The sequence below is a fragment of the Mycolicibacterium flavescens genome (genome assembly GCF_001722335.1).
GTDB lineage: Bacteria > Actinomycetota > Actinomycetes > Mycobacteriales > Mycobacteriaceae > Mycobacterium > Mycobacterium flavescens.
Map to the genome: position 1 here is coordinate 12,326 of NZ_MIHA01000027.1, position 24,690 is coordinate 37,015.

General features: G+C 68.2%; 28 protein-coding genes. 13 read left to right on the top strand and 15 right to left on the bottom strand.

Annotated elements, in window-relative coordinates; genetic code table 11:
* The first annotated feature begins 31 nt into the window (after positions 1-31).
* The 3 genes from BHQ18_RS25645 to BHQ18_RS25655 are packed head-to-tail and all read left to right on the top strand — an operon-like array spanning position 32 to position 2,552.
* Positions 32-739, top strand: a complete 708-nt coding sequence (locus BHQ18_RS25645; RefSeq protein ID WP_069416476.1) for a hypothetical protein — start codon at positions 32-34, stop codon at positions 737-739.
* Between the two features lie 48 nt (positions 740-787).
* On the top strand, positions 788-1,729 hold the full coding sequence (locus BHQ18_RS25650) for an ankyrin repeat domain-containing protein (RefSeq protein WP_069416477.1): 942 nt from the start codon (positions 788-790) through the stop codon (positions 1,727-1,729).
* A gap of 10 nt (positions 1,730-1,739) precedes the next feature.
* Positions 1,740-2,552, top strand: coding sequence for an SGNH/GDSL hydrolase family protein (locus BHQ18_RS25655; protein WP_069416522.1), 813 nt, complete (start codon positions 1,740-1,742; stop codon positions 2,550-2,552).
* Here BHQ18_RS25655 and BHQ18_RS25660 read toward each other — a convergent pair.
* The 5 genes from BHQ18_RS25660 to BHQ18_RS25680 form a co-directional block, all read right to left on the bottom strand.
* Positions 2,499-2,864, bottom strand: coding sequence for a DUF732 domain-containing protein (locus BHQ18_RS25660; protein ID WP_069416478.1), 366 nt, complete (start codon positions 2,862-2,864; stop codon positions 2,499-2,501). The two genes, BHQ18_RS25655 and BHQ18_RS25660, sit on opposite strands and share 54 nt — an antisense overlap.
* A gap of 25 nt (positions 2,865-2,889) precedes the next feature.
* A complete protein-coding gene (locus BHQ18_RS25665; protein ID WP_372516615.1) occupies positions 2,890-3,462 on the bottom strand; it encodes a hypothetical protein in 573 nt (190 codons plus the stop codon).
* Positions 3,463-3,535: 73 nt separating this feature from the next.
* Positions 3,536-3,718, bottom strand: a complete 183-nt coding sequence (locus BHQ18_RS25670) for a hypothetical protein (protein ID WP_069416480.1) — start codon at positions 3,716-3,718, stop codon at positions 3,536-3,538.
* Positions 3,715-4,134, bottom strand: coding sequence for a hypothetical protein (locus BHQ18_RS25675; RefSeq protein WP_069416481.1), 420 nt, complete (start codon positions 4,132-4,134; stop codon positions 3,715-3,717). Before BHQ18_RS25675 ends, BHQ18_RS25670 begins: the two co-directional genes overlap by 4 nt.
* 77 nt (positions 4,135-4,211) lie before the next feature.
* A complete protein-coding gene (locus BHQ18_RS25680; RefSeq protein WP_069416482.1) occupies positions 4,212-5,012 on the bottom strand; it encodes a nuclear transport factor 2 family protein in 801 nt (266 codons plus the stop codon).
* A 105-nt stretch (positions 5,013-5,117) separates the two neighbouring features.
* On the opposite strand from BHQ18_RS25680, the gene BHQ18_RS25685 reads away from it, so the two are divergent.
* Entirely contained in the window at positions 5,118-5,528 is a 411-nt protein-coding gene (locus BHQ18_RS25685) for an Rv0313 family protein (RefSeq protein ID WP_069416483.1), read from the top strand.
* 7 nt (positions 5,529-5,535) lie between these two features.
* Here BHQ18_RS25685 and BHQ18_RS25690 read toward each other — a convergent pair whose 3' ends face one another.
* The gene (locus BHQ18_RS25690) at positions 5,536-6,882 is read right to left on the bottom strand and encodes a pyridoxal phosphate-dependent decarboxylase family protein (RefSeq protein ID WP_069416484.1); all 1,347 of its coding nucleotides are present in this window, start codon (positions 6,880-6,882) and stop codon (positions 5,536-5,538) included.
* Positions 6,883-7,094: 212 nt separating this feature from the next.
* Here BHQ18_RS25690 and BHQ18_RS25695 point away from each other — a divergent pair, with 212 nt between their 5' ends.
* Positions 7,095-8,549: an aldehyde dehydrogenase gene (locus tag BHQ18_RS25695; RefSeq protein WP_069416523.1), complete on the top strand. Its 1,455-nt coding sequence runs from the start codon at positions 7,095-7,097 to the stop codon at positions 8,547-8,549.
* Positions 8,550-8,729: 180 nt separating this feature from the next.
* Here BHQ18_RS25695 and BHQ18_RS25700 read toward each other — a convergent pair whose 3' ends face one another.
* From BHQ18_RS25700 to BHQ18_RS25710, 4 genes are read right to left on the bottom strand one after another with little or no spacing between them, the layout of a single operon-like run.
* On the bottom strand, positions 8,730-9,146 hold the full coding sequence (locus tag BHQ18_RS25700) for a hotdog family protein (protein WP_069416485.1): 417 nt from the start codon (positions 9,144-9,146) through the stop codon (positions 8,730-8,732).
* Positions 9,143-9,619 carry an FAS1-like dehydratase domain-containing protein gene (locus BHQ18_RS25705; protein WP_069416524.1) on the bottom strand — a complete coding sequence of 159 codons (477 nt, stop codon included), beginning with the start codon at positions 9,617-9,619 and terminating at the stop codon, positions 9,143-9,145. Before BHQ18_RS25705 ends, BHQ18_RS25700 begins: the two co-directional genes overlap by 4 nt.
* A 47-nt stretch (positions 9,620-9,666) precedes the next feature.
* Entirely contained in the window at positions 9,667-9,825 is a 159-nt protein-coding gene (locus BHQ18_RS30210; RefSeq protein ID WP_165614600.1) for a hypothetical protein, read from the bottom strand.
* A gap of 11 nt (positions 9,826-9,836) precedes the next feature.
* Positions 9,837-10,952 (bottom strand): aromatic ring-hydroxylating oxygenase subunit alpha, encoded by a 1,116-nt coding sequence (locus BHQ18_RS25710; RefSeq protein ID WP_069416486.1) that lies wholly within the window; start codon positions 10,950-10,952, stop codon positions 9,837-9,839.
* Between the two features lie 95 nt (positions 10,953-11,047).
* Here BHQ18_RS25710 and BHQ18_RS25715 point away from each other — a divergent pair, with 95 nt between their 5' ends.
* Positions 11,048-12,280 (top strand): cytochrome P450, encoded by a 1,233-nt coding sequence (locus tag BHQ18_RS25715; RefSeq protein WP_069416487.1) that lies wholly within the window; start codon positions 11,048-11,050, stop codon positions 12,278-12,280.
* 4 nt (positions 12,281-12,284) lie between these two features.
* On the opposite strand, the gene BHQ18_RS25720 is transcribed toward BHQ18_RS25715, so the two are convergent.
* Positions 12,285-14,567: a CaiB/BaiF CoA-transferase family protein gene (locus BHQ18_RS25720; RefSeq protein ID WP_069416488.1), complete on the bottom strand. Its 2,283-nt coding sequence runs from the start codon at positions 14,565-14,567 to the stop codon at positions 12,285-12,287.
* An 86-nt stretch (positions 14,568-14,653) separates the two neighbouring features.
* On the opposite strand from BHQ18_RS25720, the gene BHQ18_RS25725 reads away from it, so the two are divergent.
* Both BHQ18_RS25725 and BHQ18_RS25730 read left to right on the top strand, forming a co-directional pair.
* On the top strand, positions 14,654-15,463 hold the full coding sequence (locus tag BHQ18_RS25725) for a FadR/GntR family transcriptional regulator (protein ID WP_069416489.1): 810 nt from the start codon (positions 14,654-14,656) through the stop codon (positions 15,461-15,463).
* A 10-nt stretch (positions 15,464-15,473) separates the two neighbouring features.
* On the top strand, positions 15,474-16,193 hold the full coding sequence (locus BHQ18_RS25730) for an SDR family oxidoreductase (protein ID WP_069416490.1): 720 nt from the start codon (positions 15,474-15,476) through the stop codon (positions 16,191-16,193).
* On the opposite strand, the gene BHQ18_RS25735 is transcribed toward BHQ18_RS25730, so the two are convergent.
* The 4 genes from BHQ18_RS25735 to BHQ18_RS25750 all read right to left on the bottom strand — a co-directional run bounded on the left by BHQ18_RS25735 (position 16,178) and on the right by BHQ18_RS25750 (position 19,752).
* Positions 16,178-17,242 (bottom strand): amidohydrolase family protein, encoded by a 1,065-nt coding sequence (locus BHQ18_RS25735; RefSeq protein WP_069416491.1) that lies wholly within the window; start codon positions 17,240-17,242, stop codon positions 16,178-16,180. The two genes, BHQ18_RS25730 and BHQ18_RS25735, sit on opposite strands and share 16 nt — an antisense overlap.
* A 95-nt stretch (positions 17,243-17,337) precedes the next feature.
* Entirely contained in the window at positions 17,338-17,574 is a 237-nt protein-coding gene (locus tag BHQ18_RS25740) for a hypothetical protein (RefSeq protein WP_069416492.1), read from the bottom strand.
* 122 nt (positions 17,575-17,696) lie between these two features.
* Positions 17,697-18,905, bottom strand: a complete 1,209-nt coding sequence (locus BHQ18_RS25745) for a cytochrome P450 (protein ID WP_069416493.1) — start codon at positions 18,903-18,905, stop codon at positions 17,697-17,699.
* Between the two features lie 10 nt (positions 18,906-18,915).
* The gene (locus BHQ18_RS25750) at positions 18,916-19,752 is read right to left on the bottom strand and encodes a mycofactocin-coupled SDR family oxidoreductase (RefSeq protein ID WP_069416494.1); all 837 of its coding nucleotides are present in this window, start codon (positions 19,750-19,752) and stop codon (positions 18,916-18,918) included.
* Positions 19,753-19,802: 50 nt separating this feature from the next.
* Between BHQ18_RS25750 and BHQ18_RS25755 the strand changes: the two genes are divergently transcribed.
* The 5 genes from BHQ18_RS25755 (at position 19,803) to BHQ18_RS25775 (ending at position 24,690) form a co-directional block, all read left to right on the top strand.
* A complete protein-coding gene (locus tag BHQ18_RS25755) occupies positions 19,803-20,390 on the top strand; it encodes a TetR/AcrR family transcriptional regulator (RefSeq protein ID WP_084294379.1) in 588 nt (195 codons plus the stop codon).
* Positions 20,391-20,571: 181 nt separating this feature from the next.
* Positions 20,572-21,000: an MmpS family transport accessory protein gene (locus BHQ18_RS25760; protein WP_069416496.1), complete on the top strand. Its 429-nt coding sequence runs from the start codon at positions 20,572-20,574 to the stop codon at positions 20,998-21,000.
* Positions 20,997-23,900, top strand: coding sequence for an MMPL/RND family transporter (locus BHQ18_RS25765; protein ID WP_069416497.1), 2,904 nt, complete (start codon positions 20,997-20,999; stop codon positions 23,898-23,900). The genes BHQ18_RS25760 and BHQ18_RS25765 overlap by 4 nt, the downstream gene beginning before the upstream one ends.
* On the top strand, positions 23,897-24,223 hold the full coding sequence (locus BHQ18_RS25770; RefSeq protein WP_069416498.1) for a DUF732 domain-containing protein: 327 nt from the start codon (positions 23,897-23,899) through the stop codon (positions 24,221-24,223). The genes BHQ18_RS25765 and BHQ18_RS25770 overlap by 4 nt, the downstream gene beginning before the upstream one ends.
* A complete protein-coding gene (locus BHQ18_RS25775; protein WP_069416499.1) occupies positions 24,220-24,690 on the top strand; it encodes a DUF5078 domain-containing protein in 471 nt (156 codons plus the stop codon). Before BHQ18_RS25770 ends, BHQ18_RS25775 begins: the two co-directional genes overlap by 4 nt.

Genomic DNA, 24,690 nt, shown 5'->3' on the forward strand with positions numbered 1-24,690 from the left:
GGAACCGGCCGCGAATGGGAATGCTGAAGCCATGACGCACCCGTCACCCGTCGCACTGCTCACCGCGCCGATCGGCCTGGGTGCGGCTATCGCCCAGCGGGCCATGGTCATGCCCCTGCGCCTGTTGGTGGTCGGCAGGCGGCTCACCGTCGGGCTGGACGGCGGCGAGCTGAACCTGACCGTCACCGAGTTCGACCCGCGGCTCGACGTGCGCGGCCTGTCCGTCGGCCGGCTCAGCGACGTCCGGCTCGCCGCGTGTGACATCCGCTGGTGGGGCACCGAAAACGATTCTTACGTAACGAGATTCGATCACGCGACCGCGGTGCTGCACAACGTGCGCATCCGCCCGCCGGTGCTGGTGGCCGAACCGGTCGAACTCACGCTCGAGGTCCCCGCCCCGGCCCTCGACGGGCTGTTCGAAGCGGCGGCGCCACGCCTGTCCGGCGACATCGGCCCCGACGGGATCGCCCGGTTGCGCCTGGCGCGCCGCCCGGGCGCCGGTCACGTCGAAGTCGAGGCCCGCCTCGAGGGTTCGACGCTGTGGCTGCACCCGCGGGGCCTGGCGCTGCGCCGCTCGCGCTGGACGCTGCCGGGCCGGCTGCCGGCGTACCCGGTGCGGCTGCCCGCCCTGCCGCACGGCATGCAGCTGACGAACATCGCCTTCGCGCCCGGGGTGGTCCGACTGTCGGCGCAGGTGGAGCACTGGCGGATGCAGCTTCCGCTGCGCCGGCTGCTGTGACGTCACCCGGGTCGACGGCCCGATGCGGCGGTGTGCACAATTTCTGACGTGGTCGAACTCGCCCGCTACCAGGACGGGCCTGCGTCGGTGGCGATCTGCCGCGACGACGCCGAACTGGTGTTCCGCACCGACGACGACGGACGCGGCGTCGTCTCGGAGACGCGGTTACCGGTCGAGGACTTCCTCGCCAAGGGCGAAGGACCGTGGCCGTGGTACGACCTGGGTGCCAAACGCGACGCCGTGCTGCGGGTGCTCGATCTGCTGCACGCGACCCCGCCGGCCTGGACGCACACCCTGTCCGCCGACGCGCTCGACCTGTTCGCCAGGGCGCACCGGGGCGACTCGGAGGTCATCGAACTGCTCGCGATGGGCGCCGACCCCGATCCCGTGGATGCCTGCGGCGCGTCGCCGCTGTGGTACGCGGTGCGTTCCCTGGCCTCGGGCATCGCGGTCGCGCTGATCGACGCGGGCGCCGACGCGGGACGTCGCATCGAGTTGTCCGCGCGCGGTGACCGGTTCACCACGATCCTGCACGAGATCGTGCGTGCGGGCCGCACGGTGGCACTGAAGCACGCGCTGGCCAACGGCGTGGAACCTTCGCTCGTCGACTCCGAGGGCGCCACCCCGATGCACGTCCTCGGCGACGCCTACGACCACCTCAACCCCGAGATGGTGCGCACGCTGGTGCGGGCGGGCGCGTCGGTCGAGGCCGAACTGCCCGACGGGACGCAGCCGATCGAGATCGCCGCCCGCCGGTTGCTTCCCGCGACGACGGCCGCGCTGCTCGAGACCGGCGCCGACCCCGGGCGCGGCCTCGACGCGCTGATGGCGTGGTGGGCGGTCACCGGCCGCGGGAACGGTGCCCGCGCGGGTGCCGTCGCCGACCTCGTCGCGCTGCTGCGCGCGGCCGGCGCCCGCATCAGCGCACAACACCGCGAGGTGGCGGAGAGCGCCGGCGTCGAACAGGTGAGCGCGGCACTTCGTCACTAGAGTGCGGAGCGTGACACCGTACTCCCGCTACGTCGCGATCGGTGACAGCCAGACCGAAGGCCTTTGGGACGGAGACGATTCCGCGGGACTGCTGGGCTTCGCAGACCGGCTCGCCGCCGTCATCGACCAGCACCGCCCCGGGTTGTTGTACGCCAATCTCGCGGTGCGTGGCCGCCGGATCCGCGACGTGCTCGACGAGCAGTTGCCGCAGGCGTTGGCGATGCGCCCCGACCTCGTCACGGTGTGTGTCGGCATGAACGACGTCACCCGGCCCGGCCGCCGATTCGACCGCGCATTGACCGACCTCGACGAGATCTACGCGCGGCTGGCCGGTTCCGGCGCCACCGTGGCCACCACGACGTTTCCGGACCTGACCCGGATCCTTCCCGTCGGACGGCTCATCGCCGCCCGCGTCGAGCAGATCAACCACCGCATCCGCGCGGCCGCCGACCGGCACGGCTTCCGGCTCGTCGACCTCTACAACGCGCCGTCGATGACCGACCTCGACACCTGGAGCGACGACCGCGTGCACGGCTCACCGAGGGGACACCGGCTGTTCACCGCCGCCGCGGTCGAGGCGCTCGAACTTCCCGGCGGAAACCACGACTGGGCTTCGACGTCGGAGCCGCCGCAGCGCCCGTCGATCCGGTCGCAGGCGTATTCGCAGCTGCTGTGGACCCGCAACCTGCTGATGCCGTGGGTGTGGCGGCACCTGCGCAACCGCTCCAGCGGTGACGGTCGCGAACCCAAACGTCCGCGGTTGTTGCCGCTAGATGCCCAGGAACGGCAGCGGGATCGGGGAGACGCCGTTTCCGATCGATGACACCATCGCCGGGCAGAACATCGAGATCGCGATGCCGGTGAACATCGTCGCCGGTCCCAGCGACAGCCCGCCCATGTCGGCGACCTCGGCGGCCACGTTCGCGGCGTTCTGACCGGGCTCGGCGAGCATCGGGCACACCTGCTGACCGATCGCCGCCGCGCTGCCGGGATCGCCCATCATCACGCCCGCCTCGCTGACGGCGTGCAGGAACGCGTCATCGACGGGGTCGGCGTGGGCAGGGGCGGCGACGACGGCCGCCGCGGCGAGAATTCCGGAGCTCAGCGCGAGCGCGGTGAGTGGTTTGCGAAGCACCCGCCTACCGTACGCGGCCCGCCCCTCAGACGCCCGTCCAGGCGGTGTCGATGGTTGCTCCGACGTCGATGACCTTGGCCTTCTGCGAGGCGGGGCTGTCGATCTCCCCGGCCACGTGCATCGCGATGAACCGCCGGATCTCGGCGTCGATGCCGCCGAGGATGCGCACCACCTCACCGCGCAACGACTTCGAGGTGACGTGGATCGAGATGTCGGAGGCCCGGGGTTTCTCGACGTCGAGGATCAGCAGCAGCGGCTCGGCCGCCCGCGCGGTCGCCCGCAGTGCGATCTCGCCGAACACCATGAACTTGGGCCGGTCGATGCGCAGGTCGACGATCATGTCGATCTCCAGGGGTATCCGGATCGCGAACGTGATCAGCGGTCCGACGTCGCGGGTCAACCGCGGTTCCTGGATCCGCACACGCGCCGTGACCTTGGCGATCTTGCCCGGTCCCTGCGCGATCGGGCCCATCTCGAATTCGTCGCCCGCGATGTCGGCGATCGCGGCGCCGACCCGTTCCACGGTCACCGCGGTCTCGAAGAATTTGCGACCGAACTCTTCGTAGGTGATCTCGTCGTCGATGGACATGGTTCTCATACCGTCTCACGAGCCGTTGGCCGACGGCGCGCGGCGCGACCGAATCGAGACCGCACCGAGCCGTCGGTACCCGTCAGTTGCCGTCGTTGCTGCGCGCCTCGGCGCCGGTCTCCCCCGCGTCGATCGCGTCGTCGGAGAACGTGCGCCCGACGTAGGTGCCGTCGTCGTCGCCTTCTTTGCCTGCGCGGGACGAGGCGACGTTGTCGTCCTGGTCGACGTCCTGTTCGCTCTCGTCGTCATCGGGGCGCGGTGTCATGCGATGCGGTTACCCGTCGCGGCGGGGGTCAAACGGGCCGGCCCGGGCACCAGCTGCAGCGCGAGGAACCCGAGCGCGAGTTCGAGTGTGACCGGCACGCCGAGCAGCAGCACGCCGGCAGCCAGCGTGGTGCTGGATCCGTTGAGCGCCGACACCGCCACCACCAGCGACGAGCCGCCCGCGGCGGCCAGGGTCGCGGCGGTGACGACGAGCGCGACGGCCACCGCGCGCACCGGTCCGTAGTGCCGCATGCCGGTGACGGCGAGCACGGTCCCGATGGGGACACCGAGAATCACGGCGGCGGTGGTGGTCCCGTCGGTGGTTGCCAGGCGGCTCAGCGCAGGCACGATCAGGCACGCCGCGAGCACGGCGGCCGCGACCACACCGGCTGCGGCGGTCTTTCGCGTGGTGGGCATGTGTGCCGGTTGCCCCGGCCGGCCGATCGGGAAACGAGGTCGCCCGTCGGGCAGGGAGCCGCGGTGGCGCAGTGCGCTCAGTGCCCGCCATCGGCGAAGTAGCGAATCCGCCTGATCGCGAAGGGTTTTGTTGCGACGTCGGCGATCAGCACGGCGCGCCCGTCGGCGCCGTCGACGCCGGTTGCGACGCTGTACCCGGAGGTGATCACCTTGCGGTAGCGGGCGCCGGTCAGCCGCGACAGCAGGTCGGCGCCGCTCATCGGTGTGTGGTCGCCGACGGTGATCCTGGTGGCGCCCAACCATCGTCGCAGCCCGACCTCGTCACCGGCGCTGGCCGCCGCCAGGAACTCGCCGAACCGCCGCTTGCCGTCGGCGCCTGCGCCACGGAACCCGCCGAGGAAGCCGAGCGTGCCGACCACCCCCTGGTTCGTCAGCAGCCCCCGCGACAGTTGCGCACCGGCGGGCACCGAGCGCACCCCCGCGCGCAGGAACTGCGCGACCATGGCGGGCAGTTCCCAATACGCCGCCATCTCAGCGATTTTCGGCGATTCGAGATCCTCTTCGAGGTGGTAGCGCAGGTAGGCGGGAATGCGCATCGTCACCCCGGCTGACATGGTGACCCCCAATTCGAGGTCGCGCACCACCGTGGGCCCGACGACGATGTCGACGTCGCGGTGGAAGGTGATCTCGCGAGGCCCGATGAACGTGTCGTAGAAGCGGATCAGCGCGGTCGTGCCGCGGTGCGGTTGCGATCCCACCGGGTCCTCCACGACACCGTCGAACGTGAACGCGTCGACCCATGCGTGGCGGTCGTGGGCGCCGACCGCGGCCGGGGATCGTTCGACCGCGGCCATCGCGTCCGCCGGGGAGATGGTCATACCGTTGCCTACCACTCACGGTCGCCTCAGTCGACTGGCGCCCGCGGCGCGGGCACACTGGACGTACCGCCGCGCTGCGGTGCGCGGTGGTGAGGAGGAAGCGTCATGAGCAGCAACGGACCGTTCGGGTTCGATCCCGAGGACTTCGACCGTGTCGCCCGCGAGGCCGGTGAGGGGTTGCGCGACGCACTCGAACCGGTTCTGTCCAACCTCGGCAGGATCCTGAACACCTCGGGAGAACGCGCAGGCTGGGCGAACCTCGTCGACGAGTTCACCCGCTCCACCCGGGCCCGCCGCGAACCGGAGACCACCGGCGAGACCGGGGACGGCGTGTGGGCGATCTTCACCGTCGACGCCGACGGCGGCGCCCACATCGAGCAGGTGTATCCGACCGAACTCGACGCGCTGCGGGCCAACAAGAACAACACCGATCCAACCCGCAAGGTGCGGTTCCTGCCGTACGGCATCGCGGTCAGTGTGCTGGACACGGCCACGACCGACGGCGACGACTCCTAGTCGGCGGTCAGGCTGTCCCGGCGATCCGCAGGAGCGCCGCCAGGCTGCGTTCGACGTCGTCGTCGGTGGTGGCCCACGACGACACGCTGATCCGCATGGCGGCGCGCCCCTGCCAGACCGTGCCGCCGAACCAGCAGGTGCCGTCGGCCTGAACCCGCTCGATGACCCGCCGGGTGGTGTCGTCGTCGCCGAACGACACCAGGGCCTGGTTGAGCACGACGTCGTTGAGCACGTCGTAGCCGGCGCTGCGTAGCCCGTCGGCGAACCGCCGGGTGTGCCGGCAGCACCGGTCGACGAGGTCGGCCACCCCGCTGCGGCCCAGCGAGCGCAGTGCCGCCCACACCTCGACGCCCCTGGCGCGCCGGGACATGTCCGGCGTGAAGTGGCACGGTTCGCGGTCGGCGCCCGCGATCAGGTAGGCCGCACCCACCGTCATCGCGGCGCGCAGGTCGTCGGCGTTGCGCACGAACGCGATTCCGCTGTCGTACGGCACGTTGAGCCACTTGTGCGCATCGGTGGCCCACGAATCGGCCTCGCCGAGACCGGCGGTCAGATCAGACAGCTGCGGGCTGGCCGCGGCCCACAGCCCGAACGCGGCGTCGACGTGCACCCAGGCCCCGGCGTCGTGCGCGGCCGCGCAGATCTCGGCGGCCGGGTCGAACGCGCCGGTGTTCACGTTGCCCGCCTGAATGCAGACGATGGTCGACGGGGACAGCTCCGGCAGCGCGTCGGCGCGCATCCGGCCCTGACTGTCGGCGGGCACCCGCTCGACGCGGGCGCGACCCATGCCCAGCAGCGACAGCGCCTTGAGCACGCTGGCATGCACTTCGTCACCGACCACCACGCGGATCGGCGGGGCCCCGAACAGCCCGTCCTCTTCGACGTCCCAGCCGGTGCGGCGCAGCAGGGCGTGGCGCGCGGCGGCCAGCGCGGTCAGGTTGGCCATCGTTGCGCCGGTGGTGAAGCCGGCGCCGGCCTGGGTGGGCAACCCGAGCAGCTCGCGCAGCCAGTTGGCGCTGACCTCCTCGAGCGTCGCGGCGACCGGTGACATCACCTGGTAGGCGCCGTTCTGATCCCACACCGCGGCAAGCAGATTGGCGGCCAGCGCCGCGGGCAGTGTGCCGCCGGTGACGAAGCCGAAGTACCGGCCGCCGGCCGTCGCGACGGTCGCTTGAGAGCCGGCCTCGTCGAGCAGTCGCAGCACCGCACCCGGATCGGCGGGGTGCTGGGGCATCGGCTCGTCGAATCGCGCCAGCGCGGCGACGGCATCGGGTCCGGGCGCCACCGGGCGGGTGTCGAGCGTGTCGGCGTACCGCGCGATACGCGCGCAGACGTCGGTCAGGAGATCGTTCACCTCCTCAACGCTAGCGCGGCCCGAGGTCACACAGAACGTACGACTCAACATCGTTGCCGGACTTCGGCTTTGGGCGGCGCACCGCACAGGTCTGCGTCAATAGTCCGACATGCGTCCGCGTACCGCGTCGTTTTGTTATGTTTGCCGCGAGAGCACCCTTGGCGCGCGGATCGGTCGCCGCGCGGAGTGAAACCGCCGACAGGGAGATGGCCATGAGAGCGCTGAGGTATGACGAGCTGTTCATCGGTGGCCGCTGGCAGCCGCCGGCGACCGACGAACGCATCTCGGTGATTTCCCCGCACACCGAACAGCCGGTCGGTGAGACGCCGGCAGCCTCCCCCGCCGATGTCGACCGCGCGGTGCAGGCTGCGCGCCGCGCCTTCGACGACGGGCCCTGGCCCCGGATGGGCGTCGACGAGCGGATTGCCAAGGTCGAGAAACTGGCGGCGTTGTACGCCGCGCACACCGATGAGATCGCCGACCTGATCACCGCCGAGATGGGGTCGCCGCGCAGCTTCAGCCGAATGGGCCAGGCGGTGGGTGCGCTCGCCCAGATGCACCTCAATATCGCTGTGGCACGCGAATATCCGTGGGTGGAGCGGCGGAAAGGACTGTTCGGCGACGTACAGGTGCGCCGTGCCCCGGTCGGCGTCGTCGGCGCGATCGTGCCCTGGAACGTGCCGCAGTTCCTGATCATGCCGAAGATGATCCCGGCCCTGATCGCGGGCTGCGCGGTGGTGGTCAAGCCGGCACCCGAAACGCCGATCGACGCGATGTGGCTGGCCGAGATGCTGGCCGAGATCGATCTGCCCGAGGGGGTGGTGTCGATCCTGCCCGGCGGGCGGGAGGCCGGCGAAAGCCTCGTGCGCCACCCGGGTGTCGACAAGATCTCGTTCACCGGGTCGTCGGCGACCGGACGGCATATCGCCGCCGTCTGCGGTGAACAGCTCAAGCGGGTCAGTCTGGAACTGGGCGGAAAATCGGCGGCGATCATCCTCGATGACGCCGACATCGACCGCACCGTCGCCCATTTGAAGACCGCCAGCCTGATGAACAACGGTCAGGCCTGCGTTGCGCAGACCCGGATCCTGGTCAGCGAGCGGCGCCACGACGACGTGGTCGACGCGCTGGCCGACATGATGGCCGGTCTTCAGGTCGGCAACCCCGCCGACGACGCCACCGATATCGGTCCGTTGGTCGCGCGCCGCCAGCAGCAGCGCGTGCAGGGCTACATCCAGTGCGGGATCGACGAGGGCGCGCGAATGGTGTTGGGCGGAACGGACTCGCCGGCGCAGAACGGGTGGTATGTCCGGCCGACTTTGTTCACCGGTGCGACCAACGCGATGCGGATCGCGCGTGAGGAGATCTTCGGCCCCGTTCTGACCGTGCTCCCCTACACCGACGAACGCGACGCGGTGCGGATCGCCAACGACACCGAGTACGGCCTCGCCGGCTCGGTGTGGACCTCCGACGTCGCGCACGGGTTGCAGATCGCCGCCCAGATCCGCACCGGCACCTACGGAATCAACATGTACAACCTGGACACCACGATGCCGTTCGGGGGTTTCAAACAGTCGGGCATCGGGCGCGAGTTCGGCGCCGAGGGCCTCTCGGAGTACGTCGAGTTGCAGACCACGGTCAGCGCCGATCCGTTGCCGCCGGTCTAGTGTCGTGAGTCGAAAGTTCAGACACGGCAGTGCGCGGGATTCGGACCGGCCACATGGTGTGGACGTTCTTCGAGATCTGCACGGGGGCTGTGAAACCGCGCTGGTAACGACCCTCGTGCAGATCTCGCGGCCCAGATGACCCATGACGATGTACTGCACCCGATTTAACGACTCACGACACTAGCCGGGCAGTTGCAGCGTCACCTCGGCCGGACAGCACAGTTCGCCGCGCTGGTTGCACACGGTGATCTCCAGATCCACCAGCCGGTCGGCGCGCGTGGCCACCACCCGACCGCGGCCCACCATCGAGTCGCCGGCGTAGATCGACCCGAGCAGGGCGATGCGGCGCCGCACGACCCGGCTGGCCGGACCGGCCCAGTCGGTGGCGATGCGGTCGACGAAGCCGGCGATGTGCATGGTGTTGACGAAGATGCCGGGGTGGCCGTGTTGTCCGGCGTAGGCCGGATCGTAGTGGCCGGGAAAGTAGTCCCAGGTGGCACCGGGATTCATCACGACGCGCAGGTAGTCGATGCGGTCGACCACCTCGCACAGTTCGGTGCCGACGCTGACCGTCGCCCAACCCGGATAGGCGGTCACCGTGACACCGGCGCAGGTGTGAAACGGAACAGGGTGTTGCGGTTCACCGCGACCAGGGTCCCGTCCTGGCGGCGGAACTCGTCGCGGGTCTCCACGAAATGCCCGCTGCCCACGCGGGTCCGCTTGTGCGGTGACACCGAGATCACTTCCTCGACGACGTGCAGGCGATCTCCGTCGACGATCACGGTCGGCAGCTCGACCTCGTTGGCGGCGTTGATGAATGTCGTGCCGGGTAGTGGCACCTTCAGCGCGATCGCCGCGGTGGGCGGTTCCCCGGACGGCAGCCACGGCAGGGGGATCAACCATCCCATCAGCATCGCCGGCGGCGCCGGCAGACCGCCCCACTGCCGCTGCGCGAACTCCTCGTCCCAATAGGATGCGTTGGCGTCGTGCACCATCGACGCGAAGTGCTGGATGCGCGCGGCGCTCACCGCGGTCCCGGCATACCTCGGCGCGGTCCGGGTGCCGACCATCTTCAGCGCGTCCTCGTAGGTGCCGAACGCCAGCTCGTACCGAAGCGTCACACCGGCAGCGCGCTTTCACACCTGGCGGTATCCCCGTCGTCAGCCCGAAAACTACTGTCGCGCAACCACAACCCGAGACGCGTCTGCGCCGCTTCGGTTCCGTCGCCGGTGACCAGCCGGTATCCGACGGACGGCCGCTGGCGGGTCAGGGTCATCGGGTCGACTCTCAGGCGTGGGCCGCGGCCGGATCGGGGCTGCCGTCGCCGGTGTAGCCGAAGTCTTCGGACGACGGCTCGGCACCCGGATAGAAGCGGTGCGCCCACCGGCGCAGCGCGGCGTAGTCGCGGGCCTCCTCGGGCGCCAGGTTCGGCTTCTCCAGGTACTTCATGTTCTCCCAGGTGAAGAAGTCCTGTTTGATGACCTCCTGCTGGAGTTGCAGGAATTTCGCGGCCCGCCCGGTCGGCCGGTCGCCGGTGTCACCGGGTTCGCGGACCGAAGCCTGCGTGTAGAAGTAGTCGGTGTAGTCCTCGTCCACCGGGGTCTGCCCGGTGACCTGGACGGTGGCCACCAACTCCGGCGGGAAGCGCACGACGCCCAGGCCCAGCGAGTAGTTGTCGTAGACGATCTTCGCGTCGACCGGACCGTTCGGCGTCAACCACGTCTTGGCCCGTCCCCCACCGAAATTCGCGTTCACCGTCGCGTGCAGGTGATAACCCGACACCTCGAACGACGCCGTGTGGGCCGGGTTGGCGGCCTTGTGCACGTACTGGACGTGGTAGGGGTCGGCGGCGTTCTCGATGATCATCTGCGCATGGACTTTGACCCGGTTGACCATGCGGGTGTGCGGATGCAGCGGGTAGTACTCGTCGGTCTCGAGTTCGGGCAGCACCGGCGGCTGCCAGTACGGCGGACGCCCGTGCCGTTCATGCCAGACCAGGATGAAGCCGTACCACTCCGTGCAGGGATAGGTCTTGATCCGGACGTTCTGCTTGCAGCCGATCTTGCTGTACGGGATCAGAGCGTTGGTGCCCTCGCCGGTCCAGTGCCAGCTGTGCCAGGGGCAGACGATGTGCTCACCCTCGACCGTGCCGCCGACACCCATGTTGGCGCCCAGGTGCTGGCAGTACGCGTCGAGCACGGCGACGCGTCCGGCCGCGGTCCGGAAGATCACCAGTTCCTCGCCGAAGTAGTGGGCGCGCCTGACCTGGCCGGCGGCGAGATCATCGGCGAAACCGACGATGAACCAACCGGTGGGGAAACGGTAGGTGGACAGGCTGATGCCGCCGGCGCCGAACTCCCGCTCGGACGGGTCGATGGCGGGCTCGTCGACCGTTTCGGTCATCTTCGCTCCGTTCGCACGCAGGTCAGCGCGTCTGCCCGTTGCCTATTCTTACTATTTTAGGCATTCTTTGGTCAAGGACGACGAAGGAGCCGTGAATGTCCACGACGACGCCGGTCGATCTTTCGGATCCAATGTTGTGGCAGAACGGTTTTCCCGACGAGCTGTTCGTCGAGCTGCGCCGCGACCGCCCGGTGTTCCACCACGAACTCACCGACGGGGTGGCGGCGACGCTGACGCGGGATTTCTGGATGACCACCAAGTTGCGGCACGCCCAGCGCATCCACCGCGACACCGACGCGTTCACCGCCGCCGACGGGCCGCTGATCCAGGGGGTCGGCGCCGTCGGGTCGTTCCCGACGATCATCAACATGGATCCCCCGCTGCTGGTCAAGCGGCGCCGGGTCCTGTCCCACGCCTTCACCCCGAAGGCGGTCGCCAAGCTCGAGCGCGACATCCGGCGCCGGGCCACCGGGTTGGTCGACCGGCTCCTGGAGTCCGGCGGCGGGGACTGGATCGAGGACGTCGCCGACGTGCTTCCGATGTCGGTCATCGGCGACATCATCGGGATTCCGGACGACGACCGGCCGGAGGTGTTCAGGACCTTCGACCTGATCCTCGAGGCCAACGAAACGGGCTCCGAGGCCGGCGGCCAGGAGCACCTCGAGCTGTTCGCGAAGGTGTTCTCCTACGCCCAGCAGCTGACCGCCGAGAAGCGCCGCAACCCCGGCGACGACATCTGGAGCACGCTGGCCACCGCCGTCGTCAACGACGAGAACGGCGAAGAGTTGTCCATCCCGGCCAACGAGTTGGAGATCTTCTTCTTCGTCCTCGCCTTCGCGGGCAGCGACACCACCAAAATCGCGCTCGCCCAGGGGTTGCGGGCCTTCGTCGAGAATCCCGCCCAGATCCGGCGTTACCGCTCCGACGAATCCGTTCGTTCGACCGCCGTCGAAGAGGTCCTGCGCTGGGCGACGCCGGTCGCGTTCTGGACCCGCACCACCAAGGTCGACGTGGAGATCGACGGTGTCACCATCCCGAAAGGGGAACGGGTGGTGTCGATGCTGCGCTCGGCCAACCGCGACGAGGAGGTGTTCGACGACCCGTTCGTTTTCGACATCGCCCGCTCGGGCAACCCGCACGTCGCGTTCGGCGGCGGCGGACCGCATCACTGCCTGGGCGCGATGCTGGCCCGCGCCGAGATCCGCGCGGTCTTCGACGAACTGCTGCTGCGCACCCGCGACATCGAGCTGGGCCCGCCGCAGGTCACCTACCCGACGCTGGCCAACAACATGACGATGTTCGAGTCGATGCCGATCTCGGTCCGCTGAACCGTCACAAGCCCTTGGGCCGGGTGCCGATGACGCCGTCGGCGGCCAGCGCGGCCAGCTCTTCGGCAGTGACCCCGCACAGTTCGGTGAGCACCTCGCCGGTGTGCTCCCCCAGCGTCGGCGGAGGGCGCCGCAGCCAGCGCTGCACACCGTCGAGACGGGTGAACGGCGGGCACGGGTACAGGTTCTCGCCGGTGCTCGGATGGGTGAGGCTTTCGAAGAAACCGCGTTGGCGCAGTTGCGGGTTCGCGATGACCAGCGACGGTGAGATCACCACTTCCGCCGGGACCCCCGCCGCGGTGAGTGTTTCGGCGGCCTCCTCGGCGTCGCGGGCGGCCAACCAGCCGGCGACCTCGTCGTCCAGCCCGCCGGCCAGTTCGGCCAGCGCGGCGCACTCCCGTTCGGTGCGGGCCGTCACCGCCACCCAGTTGTCCTCCCCCGCACAGCGGTAGACGTCCTGCACCGCGGGGCCGTGTCCACGGTTGCCGCGGCGGTGCATGAGCCGGCCGAACACCGCGTGTTCGATGATCTGGATCGCGGTGACGTTGAGGACGGTCTCGATCATCGGCACCTCGACGAGTTGCCCCACACCGGTGCGTTCGGTGCATTCGAGGGCGGCGAGCACCGCGAACGCCGCGTGTGCACCGGCCAGCGGATCGCATGCCCCGCGGGGTGCGACGGGTGGGCCGTCCTCCTGACCGGTCACCCAGGCCAGGCCGGCGATCTGCTCCATGGTGGGGGCGAACCCGACGCGGTCGCGCCACGGGCCGTCGAGCCCGAACGCGGGCATCCGCACCACCACCAGCCGGGGGTTGAGCTCCAGCAGCGCCTGCGCTCCGAGACCGAACTGTTCCATCACCCGCGGTGAGAAGTTCTCCACCACGACGTCGGCCTGGCCGATCAACCGTCTGATCAGTCGCCGGCCCGGCTCCGACTGCAGGTCCAGGGTGACCGACCGCTTGTTGGTGTTCATCGCGTGGAACACCCAGCCGTACTCCCACCAGTCGTCGACGTCGTCGCGCATACCGCCTGAGAAGCGGATGCCGTCCGGACGCTGGATGGACTCGATCTTGATGACGTCGGCCCCGAACGCGGCCAGGGCGTGGGTGGCGGCCGGGCCGGCCCAGAAGGCGGTGAAGTCGATGACCCGGATACCGTTGAGCGGCAAGCTTTCCGACGAGTTCGGCGAGTCCGATACGCGCGGCTCCCAGTGAGGGCCGGCCCCGTCGTCGAGCACGGGCGCCGGGCGCACCGGCGCGGGAGCGGCCGCCGACATCCGCCACGGCGGGCGCGGCTGCGGGAAGCCGGCCGGGTGGTCGACAAAGACGCCGCGCTCACGCAGGTGGTCCATCTGCGCGATGGTGGCGCCGTTTCCGATCGGGGCCAGCGGCAGCCGGAACAGTTGCCCGAGTTCGACGATCTCCGCAACCGTGCGTTCGGCCATCCAGGGCCCGATGCGTTCGCGGATCCAGTCCCGGTAATCCCAGCGGCCGATCTGGAATTGCAGCTGCGGAACCTCGGTCAGCTCCGGGCATTCCACCATCGAGGCGAAGTCGAGCCACTGCTGGCCGGTCACCATGCTGATCCCCACGTAGCCGTCCCTGGCCGGTTCGATCGACGGCACCTCGACTGAGCGCCGCACCGGCGGAACCTGAAGCAGCGCCGAATGCAGCCACTCACCGCTCTGCATCAGCGTGATCGCCTCGAGGACCGACATGTCGAGGTGGCCGCCGGCGCCGCCGCCGAGCACCCGACGGCGCAGCGCGAGCGCGCCGTACGCGGCCCACACCCCGGCCATGTACTCGCCCAGCTCACCTCCGATGGAGATCGGCGGGCCGGCGGGATCACCTCGGAAACCGGTGAGGCCGCTGGCCGCCTGCAGGGTGAACTCGCTGGCCGGTCGCCGCGCCCGGGGTCCTTCGCGGCCGAAGTCGGAGATCGTGATCACGATGCAGCGCGGTGCCGCGTCCAGCAGTGCGGCCGGATTGACGCCGTCGGCGTGACCGGTGACGATCACGATGTCGGCGGCGGCCGCCAGGTCACTGGAAAACGTTGTGATGCTGCGCTTTCCGGCGTTCAGGTAGCTGAACAGCGGCGAAGCTCCCCCGTCGTCGATGGGTGCGCCGGTGACGGTCACGCGGCGCAGCGGATCACCCTGCGGCGGCTCCACCTTGACCACATCGGCTCCGGCGTCGGTCAGCAGCTTGCCGCAGTAGGCGCCGGCGATCCGGTCACTGATCTCGACGACCCGCACGTCGTGCAGCGGGGTGGGCGCTGGCTGACTCACACCGTCTCCTGTCTTCACTATCTTTGCAGTTATTGTCAGATAGCCGGTCCCGGTGGGTGCGCTATCGCTGTTAATATTGCCAAGACATGACGACGCTGGGGATCGGTCCTGAGGCGCGCCGTCGGCTCGGAGCCCGGCGGACCGCCGAGATCGTCGCCGACGAACTGCGACGGCAGATCATCGAGGGTGAGCTCGTCGACGGCGACCTGTTGCCGCGCCAGGACGTGCTCGTCGAGCAGTTCGGTGTGAGCCTGGTGTCGTTGCGGGAAGCGTTGCGAATACTGGAAACCGAAGGCCTGATATCGGTGCGGCGTGGCAACCGGGGCGGCGCCGTGGTGCATGCACCGGCCGAGGCCAACGCGGCCTACATGCTGGGGCTGCTGCTGCAGAGCGACTACGTTCCGTTGGCGGACCTCGGCACCGCACTCCAGGAACTCGACCCGATGTGCGCGGCGCTCGCGGCCCGCCGACCCGACCGCGACAAGACCCTCGTCCCCAAGCTGCGGGAGCTCAACGACGCGATGGCCCAGCACATCGGGGACGGCGCGCGGTTCACCGAGATCGGTGGGCAGTTCCACGACGAGATCATCCGCGAGTGCGGCAACCACACGATGGTCGCGGTGGTCGGCAGCCTCGAGACGTTGTGGACCGGGCACCTGAACTGGTGGGCGCAGGAGAGCGCCGCCAAGGGCGAGTACCCGGCGATGAACAAGCGTCGGGTCGCGTTGGGCGTCCACACGAAGATCACCGATGCGATCGAAGCCGGTGACGCCGACCGCGCCCGCAAGTTGGCCGCTCGCCACGTCGCCGACACCCAGACCTACCTGCTCTCCGGTGATCCCGAGCAGCGGATCGTGGCGCTCTCACCTCAGGCGCTGGCTCAGCGTCGTCAGTGAAAGGTACGCGGTGCGAACGGCTTTGATCACCGGTGGTAGCGGCGGGATCGGAAAGGCTTGTGGCCGCAGGCTGGTCGAAGCCGGCTACGACGTGGTGCTGACCGCGCGCCGGGAAGCCCCTCTGCGAGCGGCAGCGGAGGAACTCGGTGCCCGCTACGTCGTCGCCGACGCCGCCACCCCGCAGACTTTCGCCCCGGCCGTCGAAGCGGCGGAGTCGATCGGGCTGGTGGTGCACGCCTCGGGGGTTCTCGGCGGAACCTATGCGCGCAAGCAGACTTTCGAGCAGTGGCGCGCGATCATGTCGGCCAACCTCGACTCGTGCTTCGCGGTGACCTCCGCGGCGCTGCCTCGGATGGCGCCCGGGTCGCGCTTCGTGTTCATCTCCTCGTCGGCCGCGCACGAACCGATGAGGGCGCGCACGGCGTACTCCGCGGCCAAGGCCGGGATGAACGCGTTCGCCGGCGCGCTGGCACAGGAAGTCGACCGCGACGGAATCAGCGTGCACCTCGTGACGCCGGGACCGGTGGAGACCGAGATGCTGGCCGATGTGCCGTTCGAGATGTACGCGATCCGGGCGGCCGACGTCGCCGACGCCGTCGTCTGGCTCGACACCCTGGACCCGTCGGTGGAGGTGCCCGAGATCAGGTTGCACGCCGTCACCCGCGGACCGTCGGCGCGTCCACCGGTGGTTCCCTTGGAGGTGCAGCGCCGCGGTCAGTCCAGCCGGTAGAAGCGTGCCGCGTTACGGGCGCCGACCTTGCGCCGCGCGGAGTCGGACAGGTCGCCGCGTCCGCGCAGCGGTTTGGTGCTTTCCGGCCAGTCCCCGCTCCAGAGCGGATAGTGGCTGGCGAACATCAGGAAATCCTCGCCCAGCACATCGATGACGCCTGACAGAAGCGGTTCGCCCGCAGCGCAGGTGACCCAGATGTTGCCCGCCGCTAGGTAGTCGTAGGGATCGCGTCGCCAGCCGCCCTCGATCCAGTCACCGCGTTTGACGAAGTGGCTTCGCAGACGGTCGATGAAGTACGGCAGCCAGCCCGCCCCGGCGTCGAGGAACGCCACCCGCAACCCCGGATGCCGGTCGAAGACGCCGCCCGATACCAGAGACGTCATCGCCGACATCTGGTCGAACGGCGAGCCGATGCTGTGCACCTGGACGTAGTTGGTGAACCGGTCGACGCCGATCTTCGGCATGTTCATCCCCGCTGCGCCGTGGATGCCCAGCGGCATGTCGAGGTCGACCGCCGCGGCGTAGAACGCGTCGAGGTCGGGATGGTCGAGGTTCTTCGACCGCAGCCCCGGCGGCACATGGGTGGCCACCAGCCCGAGGTCCTTTGCCTCACGCATGATCTCGATGGCGGTGGCGCCCATCTCGATCGGGGTGACCGCGACGCCGTACAGCCGGCCCGGCGCCGTGGCGCAGTAGTCGGCGAGCCACTGGTTGTAGAACCGGGCGAAACCGGCGGCGAAGCCCGGATCCCGCAGGGTCGGGGTGCACAGCCCGAGGCTCGGATACAGCACCATCGCGTCGATGTGGTCGCGTTCGGCGTCGCCGACGACGCCCGCCGGCGTGCGGCAGTTCAGACCGGGCGCCGTCGTCAGACCGTGGTCGATAGGGCACCCGGCGCCCGGGCCGGTCGGTTCGGGGTACTGCCTGCCTTCGATGACCAGCCCGAGGCCGTCGGTGCGGGGCGCGATGTGCCGCGGCCAGCGCTGCATCGCCTGGACTGCCAGCGATGCACCCTCGGCGACGTGTCCGTCGGCATCGATGATCCGCATCAGTTTGCCAAAAGTAGCAGGTTGAGGCGAAACGCCAGCCCAGTCCGGGCAATGTTGCGCTCAGGCGCGGTGCGGAAACCGCTGGTGCGCGGCGGCTAATACTGCCCGAGCGGGCGGCAGACGTTGGTGATCGGGTTCCAGTACTCGCCCGGCGCGCACGCCAGCGGGACCGTCGCCACCGGTCCGCGGCAGACGTTGTCGACCGGATCCCACCAGCCGCCCGGGCAGTTCAGCGGTTGCGCCGCGGCGGACGGAGCCATCAGCAGGGAAAGGGCCGCGACCGGAGCAGCAGCTGCGGTGGCGACCATCGCACGACCAATGATCTTGTTCATGCGACGAGCTTGCCCCGAACCCGTCTGGTCCAAACAGCCGGGGTGCCCGAATCTTCGGGGGCAGAACACCGTCAAGGGAAGAACGCCGTCAAGGGAAGAACGCCGTCAAGAAAAGAACACCGTCAGGAGACAACCACGTCGAGGCGCTCCCACCCGCGCACCGTGGACGTGGGCGCGAGCCGGGCTGTCGCAGGGTCGATGTCCCACTCGGGCCACCGGTTGAGCAGTTCGTCGAGGGCCACCCGCCCCTCGAGCCGCGCGAGGTTGGCGCCCAGGCAGTAGTGCACCCCTTTACCGAAGGTGATGTGGCTGATGTTTTCGCGTCGGATGTCGAACACGTCGGGCCGGTCATAGCGGCGCGGGTCGCGGTTGGCCGCCCCGAACATCAGCAGGATCGCCGCACCGGCGGGCGCGGTGCGGCCGTGCGCCTCGAAGTCGCGTGTCACCAGCCGGGCGACGTTGTGGCCGGTCGGCTCGAAGCGCAGCGTCTCGTCGACGGCGCGCGTCAGCAGCGTGCGGTTCTGCACCACCTCGCGACGCTGGTCGGGGTGCTCGGCGAGCACTTTCGCCAGCCAGCCGATCAGCCGGCCCGTGGTCTCGTTGCCCGCTCCCGCGACGACCTGCGTGTAGTGCAGCACCTCTTTGCGGGTGAGCTTGCGGGTCACCCCGTTCTCGTCTTCGAACTCGACGTTGAGCAGCGCGGTCATCAGGTCGTCGGACGGGTTCTGCGCCCGCCAGTCGACGTAGTCGGCGTAGATGCTGCCGTCGGCGATCTTGTCGGCCCGCACCACTTTCATCGGTGAGCCGGGCTTGGTCCGCAGGCTGGCGTCGTTGGCGTCGCGCACCGAGATCTGCTCGGATTCCGGTATGCCCAACAGCATTCCGATCACGCGCATCGGCATCATCGAGGCCAGTTCGGCGATGATGTCGAAGCGGTCGGACCCGACCAGCGGGTCAAGGCAGTTGACGCAGTACCGCCGGATCTGGTCTTCGAGCTCGGCCATGCGGCGCGGGGTGAACACCCGCGACATCAGACCGCGCAGCATCGTGTGGACCGGCGGATCCTCCATCATCATCACGCCTTTGGGCATGTCGAACTGCGACTGGATGAGTTCGAGGATGTCGCCGCGGCTGTTGGAGAAGGTCCGCCAGTCCAGCAGTGCGCGTTCGACGTCATCGTGTCGCGACAACGCCCAGAAGTCGTACTGCTCGTTGTGATACAGCGGCGCCTCTTCGCGGAGACGCTCGTAGATCGGATACGGGTCGGCGACGATGTCCACCCGGTACGGGTCGTAGTAGACGGTGTCGTCGGTCCGCTCGGTGACGGTCATCGTTTCTCCTCTACTTCAGGAGGCTGCCGGCATCCACGGGCAGCGGCACACCGGTGATGTAGCGGGCTTCGTCGGAGGCCAGGAACAGCACGGCGTTGCTGATGTCGACGGGCTCCACCCACGGGATCGGCAGGAAGTGGAACGACTGGCAGATCGGCGCGAGGTCGTCGGGTCCCGGGTTCTCCAGGTCCGGACGAAACAGCCGGTAGGTCGGCTCGTTCATCAGCAGCGGGGTGCACACATGGGTCGGGTGCACGCTGTTGACCCGGATCGAGTGCTGCCCGAGTTCGACGGCGAAGGTGCGCATCAGCCCGACGACACCGTGTTTGGCCGCGATGTAATGACCGACCTGCGGGTAGGCCTTGGTGCCACCGACCGAGCTGGTGAGGATGATCGAGCCGCCGCGCCCGCCGGCCAGCAAGTGCGGGACGGCGGCCTTGACGGTTTTCCACACCCCGCCGAGGTTGACGTCGATGGTCTCGTCGAAGCGGTCCTCGGCCATCTTGTGCAGTTTGACTCCGGTGGTGCCGATACCGGCGTTGCCGACGACGATGTCGAGCCGGCCGAGTTGTTCGACGCCGCCGTCGACGGCCGCCTTGAGCGCGTCGTAGTCGCGCACGTCGACCTCGGCGGTCACGATGCGGCGGTCGAGGTTCTTGACCATGTCGGCGGTCTCGGCGAGATCCTCGGGGGTGGCGGCCGGTGCGGTCGAGTCGGCGAATCCGCGGCAGATGTCGACCGCGATGATGTCGGCGCCCTCCTGGGCCAACCGCACCGCGTGGCTTCGTCCCTGCCCGCGTGCCGCGCCGGTGACGAATGCGACCTTGCCTTCTACTCGACCCGTCATCGGCGCTCCCCTCGCGTGTTGGGCGATCGCCCAACATCTAGGCTGGCGCCATGTCTAGCAGCCCCGTCGGCGAGCGGTCAAGGGGTGGGCGCGAGTCATCGGCCCGGGCCGCGCTGATCGAGGCGACGGCCCAGGTCATGCTCGAGGAGGGCTACGCGGCAGCCACATCCAGGAGGGTGGCGGCCCGGGCCGGGGTGAAGCCCGCGCTCGTGCACTACTACTTCCCGAGCATGGACGATCTGTTCCTGGCGGTGCTGCGCGACGGCGCGGAGGCCAACCTGGCGCGACAGCGCGAGGCGCTCGCCGCCGATGGGCCGCTGCACGCGCTGTGGTGGCTCAACAGCACCCACGGCGCGCGGCTGTTCATGGAGTTCGTGGCGCTGGCCAATCACCGCAAGGCCATCCGCAGCGAGATCGCGACGTATGCCGAGCGATTCGGCGAGGCCGAAGAGGCGGTGGTGACCGCGGCGATGAGCGCCCACGGTATCGACCGCGACGCGTTCCCGCCGGTGGTGATGTCTATGATCATCACCAGCCTGGCCCGGATCGTTTTGCTCGAGCGCGGGCTCGGCATCACCCGTGGACACGCCGAGGCGGAAGCGTTCGTCGAGCGCTATCTCGACCGGCTCGAACCGTGAGCATCGTGGTCGGAATTGTGACCTGGATCACGGCACTGCGCCGGGGGTGACCAGCAGCACGATAACTTGAGTTAACCTAGGCCTCAGTGAGAACTTATACGGGCTAAGTTATGTTCAGCGAGATCACAGCAACCGAAAACGACTGAGGGCGGATATGCGCGGCAATGGGCGGGATAAGTAGATGCTCCGACTCGCGAAAAAGGTTTGGATTCCCATTGTCATCATCGTGGTGGTGGTGATCGCCGGCTTCACGGTCAGCCGTATCCGCACCTTCTTCGGCGCTGAGGGCATCATCGTCACGCCCAGGGTGTTCGCCGAGGACCCCGAGCCGTTCGACCCCAAGGTCATCAAGTACGAGATCTTCGGTACCGGCTCGTACGCCGATATCAACTATCTGGATCTCGATGCCCGTCCTCAACGCGTCGACGGTGCGACGCTGCCCTGGACTCTGACGTTGCAGACCACGGCGCCTTCGGCCGCCCCCAACATCGTCGCCCAGGGCGACGGCGGGAGCATCACCTGCCGGATCACTGTCGATGACGAAGTCAAAGATGAAAGAACCTCCACAGGCGTGAACGCTCAAACCTTCTGCTTTGTGAAATCCGCATGAGTGCGCCGACGAACGAGCCGGCCACCGACGCCTTCCCGCCGGTCCGGCACGCGAAGCGGCCGTTCATCCCGCGGGCGATCCGGACCTTCGCGCTCCCGATCATCATCGGCTGGATCGCGCTGATCGCGCTGGTCAATGTCACTGTGCCGCAGCTGGAAGAGGTCGGCCAGCAACGCGCCGTTTCGATGAGCCCGAGCTTCGCGCCATCGATGATCGCGATGAAGCGCGTCGGCAAGGTCTTCGAGGAGTACGACTCAGACAGCTCGGCGATGATCGTCATCGAGGGCGACAAGCCGCTCGGCGACGACACCCGCGCCTTCTACGGCGATATGGTCGCCAAGCTCGAGGCTGACACCAAGCACGTGCAGAGCGTGCAGGACTTCTGGAGCGATCCGCTCACCGCGTCGGGTGCGCAGAGCAGCGACGGCAAGGCCGCCTACGTGCAGGTCTACCTGTCCGGGAACCAGGGCGAAGCGCTGGCCAACGAGTCGGTGGAAGCCGTGCAGTCCCTTGTCGAAGGCATGCAGCCGCCGCCCGGGGTGAAGGTGTTCGTGACCGGCCCGGCGGCACTGGCCGCCGACCAGCACATCGCCAGCGACCGCAGCATCCGGGTGATCGAGGCGCTCACCTTCACCGTGATCATCATCATGCTGCTGCTGGTCTACCGCTCGATCATCACCGTGGTGCTCACGCTGGTGATGGTGGTACTGCAGTTGGCTGCCGCCCGAGGCGTGGTGGCGTTCCTCGGGTATCACGAGATCATCGGGCTCTCCCCATTCGCCAGCAACCTGCTCGTCACGTTGGCGATCGCGGCCGGCACCGACTACGCGATCTTCCTGACGGGTCGCTATCAGGAGGCCCGCGGCACCGGGGAAGACCGGGAGTCCGCGTATTACACGATGTTCCACGGCACCGCACACGTGGTGCTGGGGTCGGGCCTGACAATCGCCGGTGCGCTGTTCTGCCTGAGTTTCACCAGGCTGCCGTACTTCCAGACAATGGGTGTGCCGCTGGCCGTCGGAATGGTGACCGGGGTCGTCGCGTCGTTGACCCTCGCGCCGGCGATCATCAGCATCGCGAGCAGATTCGGCAAGGTGCTCGAACCCAAGCGGGCGATGCGGGTGCGCGGCTGGCGCAAGGTCGGGGCCGCAGTGGTGCGCTGGCCCGGGCCGATTCTCGTTGCGACAGTGGCGCTTTCGCTGGTGGGCCTGCTCGCGCTGCCGGGCTATCGCACCAACTACAACGACCGCAACTACCTGCCCGCCGACCTGCCGGCCAACGAGGGCTACGCCGCTGCGGACCGACACTTCTCGCAGGCCCGGATGAACCCCGAGCTGTTGATGGTCGAAAGTGACCACGACCTGCGCAACTCGGCGGACTTCCTGGTGATCGACAAGATCGCCAAACAGATCTTCCGGGTGCCGGGGATCTCGCGGGTGCAGGCCATCACCCGCCCCGACGGTAAGCCGATCGAGCACACGTCGATCCCGTTCCAGATCAGCATGCAGGGCACCACCCAGCAGATGAACCAGAAGTACCTTCAGGACCGGATGGCCGACATGCTGGTGCAGGCCGACGAGATGGGTAAGACCATCGAGACCATGGAGAAGATGTCCGCCCTCACCGAGGAGATGGCGGCCACCACGCACAGCATGGTCACGAAGATGAAGGACATGACGGTCGACGTCGCCGAATTGCGCGACAACATCGCGAATTTCGACGACTTCTTCCGGCCCATCCGCAACTACTTCTACTGGGAACCGAAGTGCTACAACATCCCGATCTGTTGGGCGCTGCGGTCGATCTTCGACACCCTTGACGGCATCGACACGATGACCCACGACATCCAGGACCTGATCCCGGAGATGGAGCGGCTGGATGAGCTGATGCCGCAGATGGTCACGCTGATGCCGCCGATGATCGACACCATGAAGACCATGCGCACGATGATGCTGACGATGTATGCCTCGCAGAAGGGCATGCAGGATCAGATGGCTGCGCTGCAGGAGAACTCGACGGCGATGGGCGACGCGTTCGACGCGTCGATGAACGACGACTCGTTCTACCTGCCGCCGGAGGTCTTCGACAACGAAGAGTTCAAGAAGGGCATGGAGAACTTCATCTCCCCCGACGGCAAGTCGGTGCGGTTCATCATCGCCCACGACGGTGACCCGATGACCGAGGAGGGCATCGCCCGGATCGACTCGATCAAGCAGGCGGCCAAGGAAGCCATCAAGGGCACCCCCCTCGAGGGCTCGACGATCTACCTGGCCGGTACCGCGGCGGTCTACAAGGACATGTCCGACGGCAACAACTACGACCTGATGATCGCGGCCATCCTGGCGTTGGCGTTGATCTTCACGATCATGCTGATCCTGACCCGCGCGGTGGTCGCGGCCGCGGTGATCGTCGGGACCGTGGTGGTCTCGCTGGGCGCGTCGTTCGGGTTGTCGATCCTGATCTGGCAGCACATCCTGGGCATCGAACTGCACTGGATGGTGATGGCGATGGCGATCATCGTGCTGCTTGCCGTCGGCGCCGACTACAACCTGCTGTTGGTCTCCCGGCTGAAAGAGGAACTGCACGCCGGCATCAACACCGGCATCATCCGGGCGATGGGTGGCAGCGGTTCGGTGGTGACCTCGGCGGGCCTGGTGTTCGCGTTCACCATGATGTCGATGGCGGTCAGCGAACTGACGGTCATCGGCCAGGTCGGCACCACGATCGGGTTGGGTCTGCTGTTCGACACGCTGGTGATCCGAGCGTTCATGACGCCTTCGATCGCAGCGCTGATGGGTAAGTGGTTCTGGTGGCCACAGCGGGTCCGGGCCCGGCCGGTGCCCGTGCCGTGGCCCACGCCGCGGGAAGTGACGACGACGTCGGAAGGAAGCCAGTCATGAAACGACTGATCGCCGCGATGGCCACGCCGGTGGCGGCCCTGGTGTTGGCGGCGCCGGCGCAGGCCGACCCCGACACCGACTTCGCCAACGAGTTGCACACCTACGGCATCTACGGGCAGAAGGACTACAACGCCTGGATCGGCAAGATCACCTGCAAGCGGCAGCGCAACGGCGTGGACAAGAGCGCCCACGATTCAGCGCAGTTCGTGCAGAACCAGCTGGAGCGCAGCCAGAACAGCACCGAGCAGTCCTACCAGTTCCTGGCGGCTGCGATGCGGTTCTACTGCCCGGACCTGCTGCCGATTCTGGATCAGGCGCGATGACCGCGATCACGAGGAGTCGAAAAGTGTTCCGTAAAGCGAGCATTGCGCTGGCGTCCGTGGGATGCGCAGCGATGCTGTTCCCCGTCACCGCGTCCGCCGACGCGACCGACGACTACCCGATCCCCAACCGGATGCTCAAGACGACGTGCACGGTCGACCAGTACATGGCCGCGGTGCGCGACACCGACCCGGTGTACTTCGAGCGCTACATGATCGACTACCACAACCGGCCGGCCGATGTTCAGCAGGCCGCCCGCGACCGCATCTACTGGTTCTTCTCGCTCGACTACGCCGGTCGGCGGCAGTATTCGGAGAACACCGCGACCAACGTGTACTACGAACAGGTCGCCACCCGGTGGGGTAACTGGGCCAAGCTGTTCTTCAACAACAAGGGCGTCGTCTCGCACGGCACCGAGATTTGCCAGAACTACCCGCCGAGCCAGCCGGAGATCTGGAACTGGCGCTGA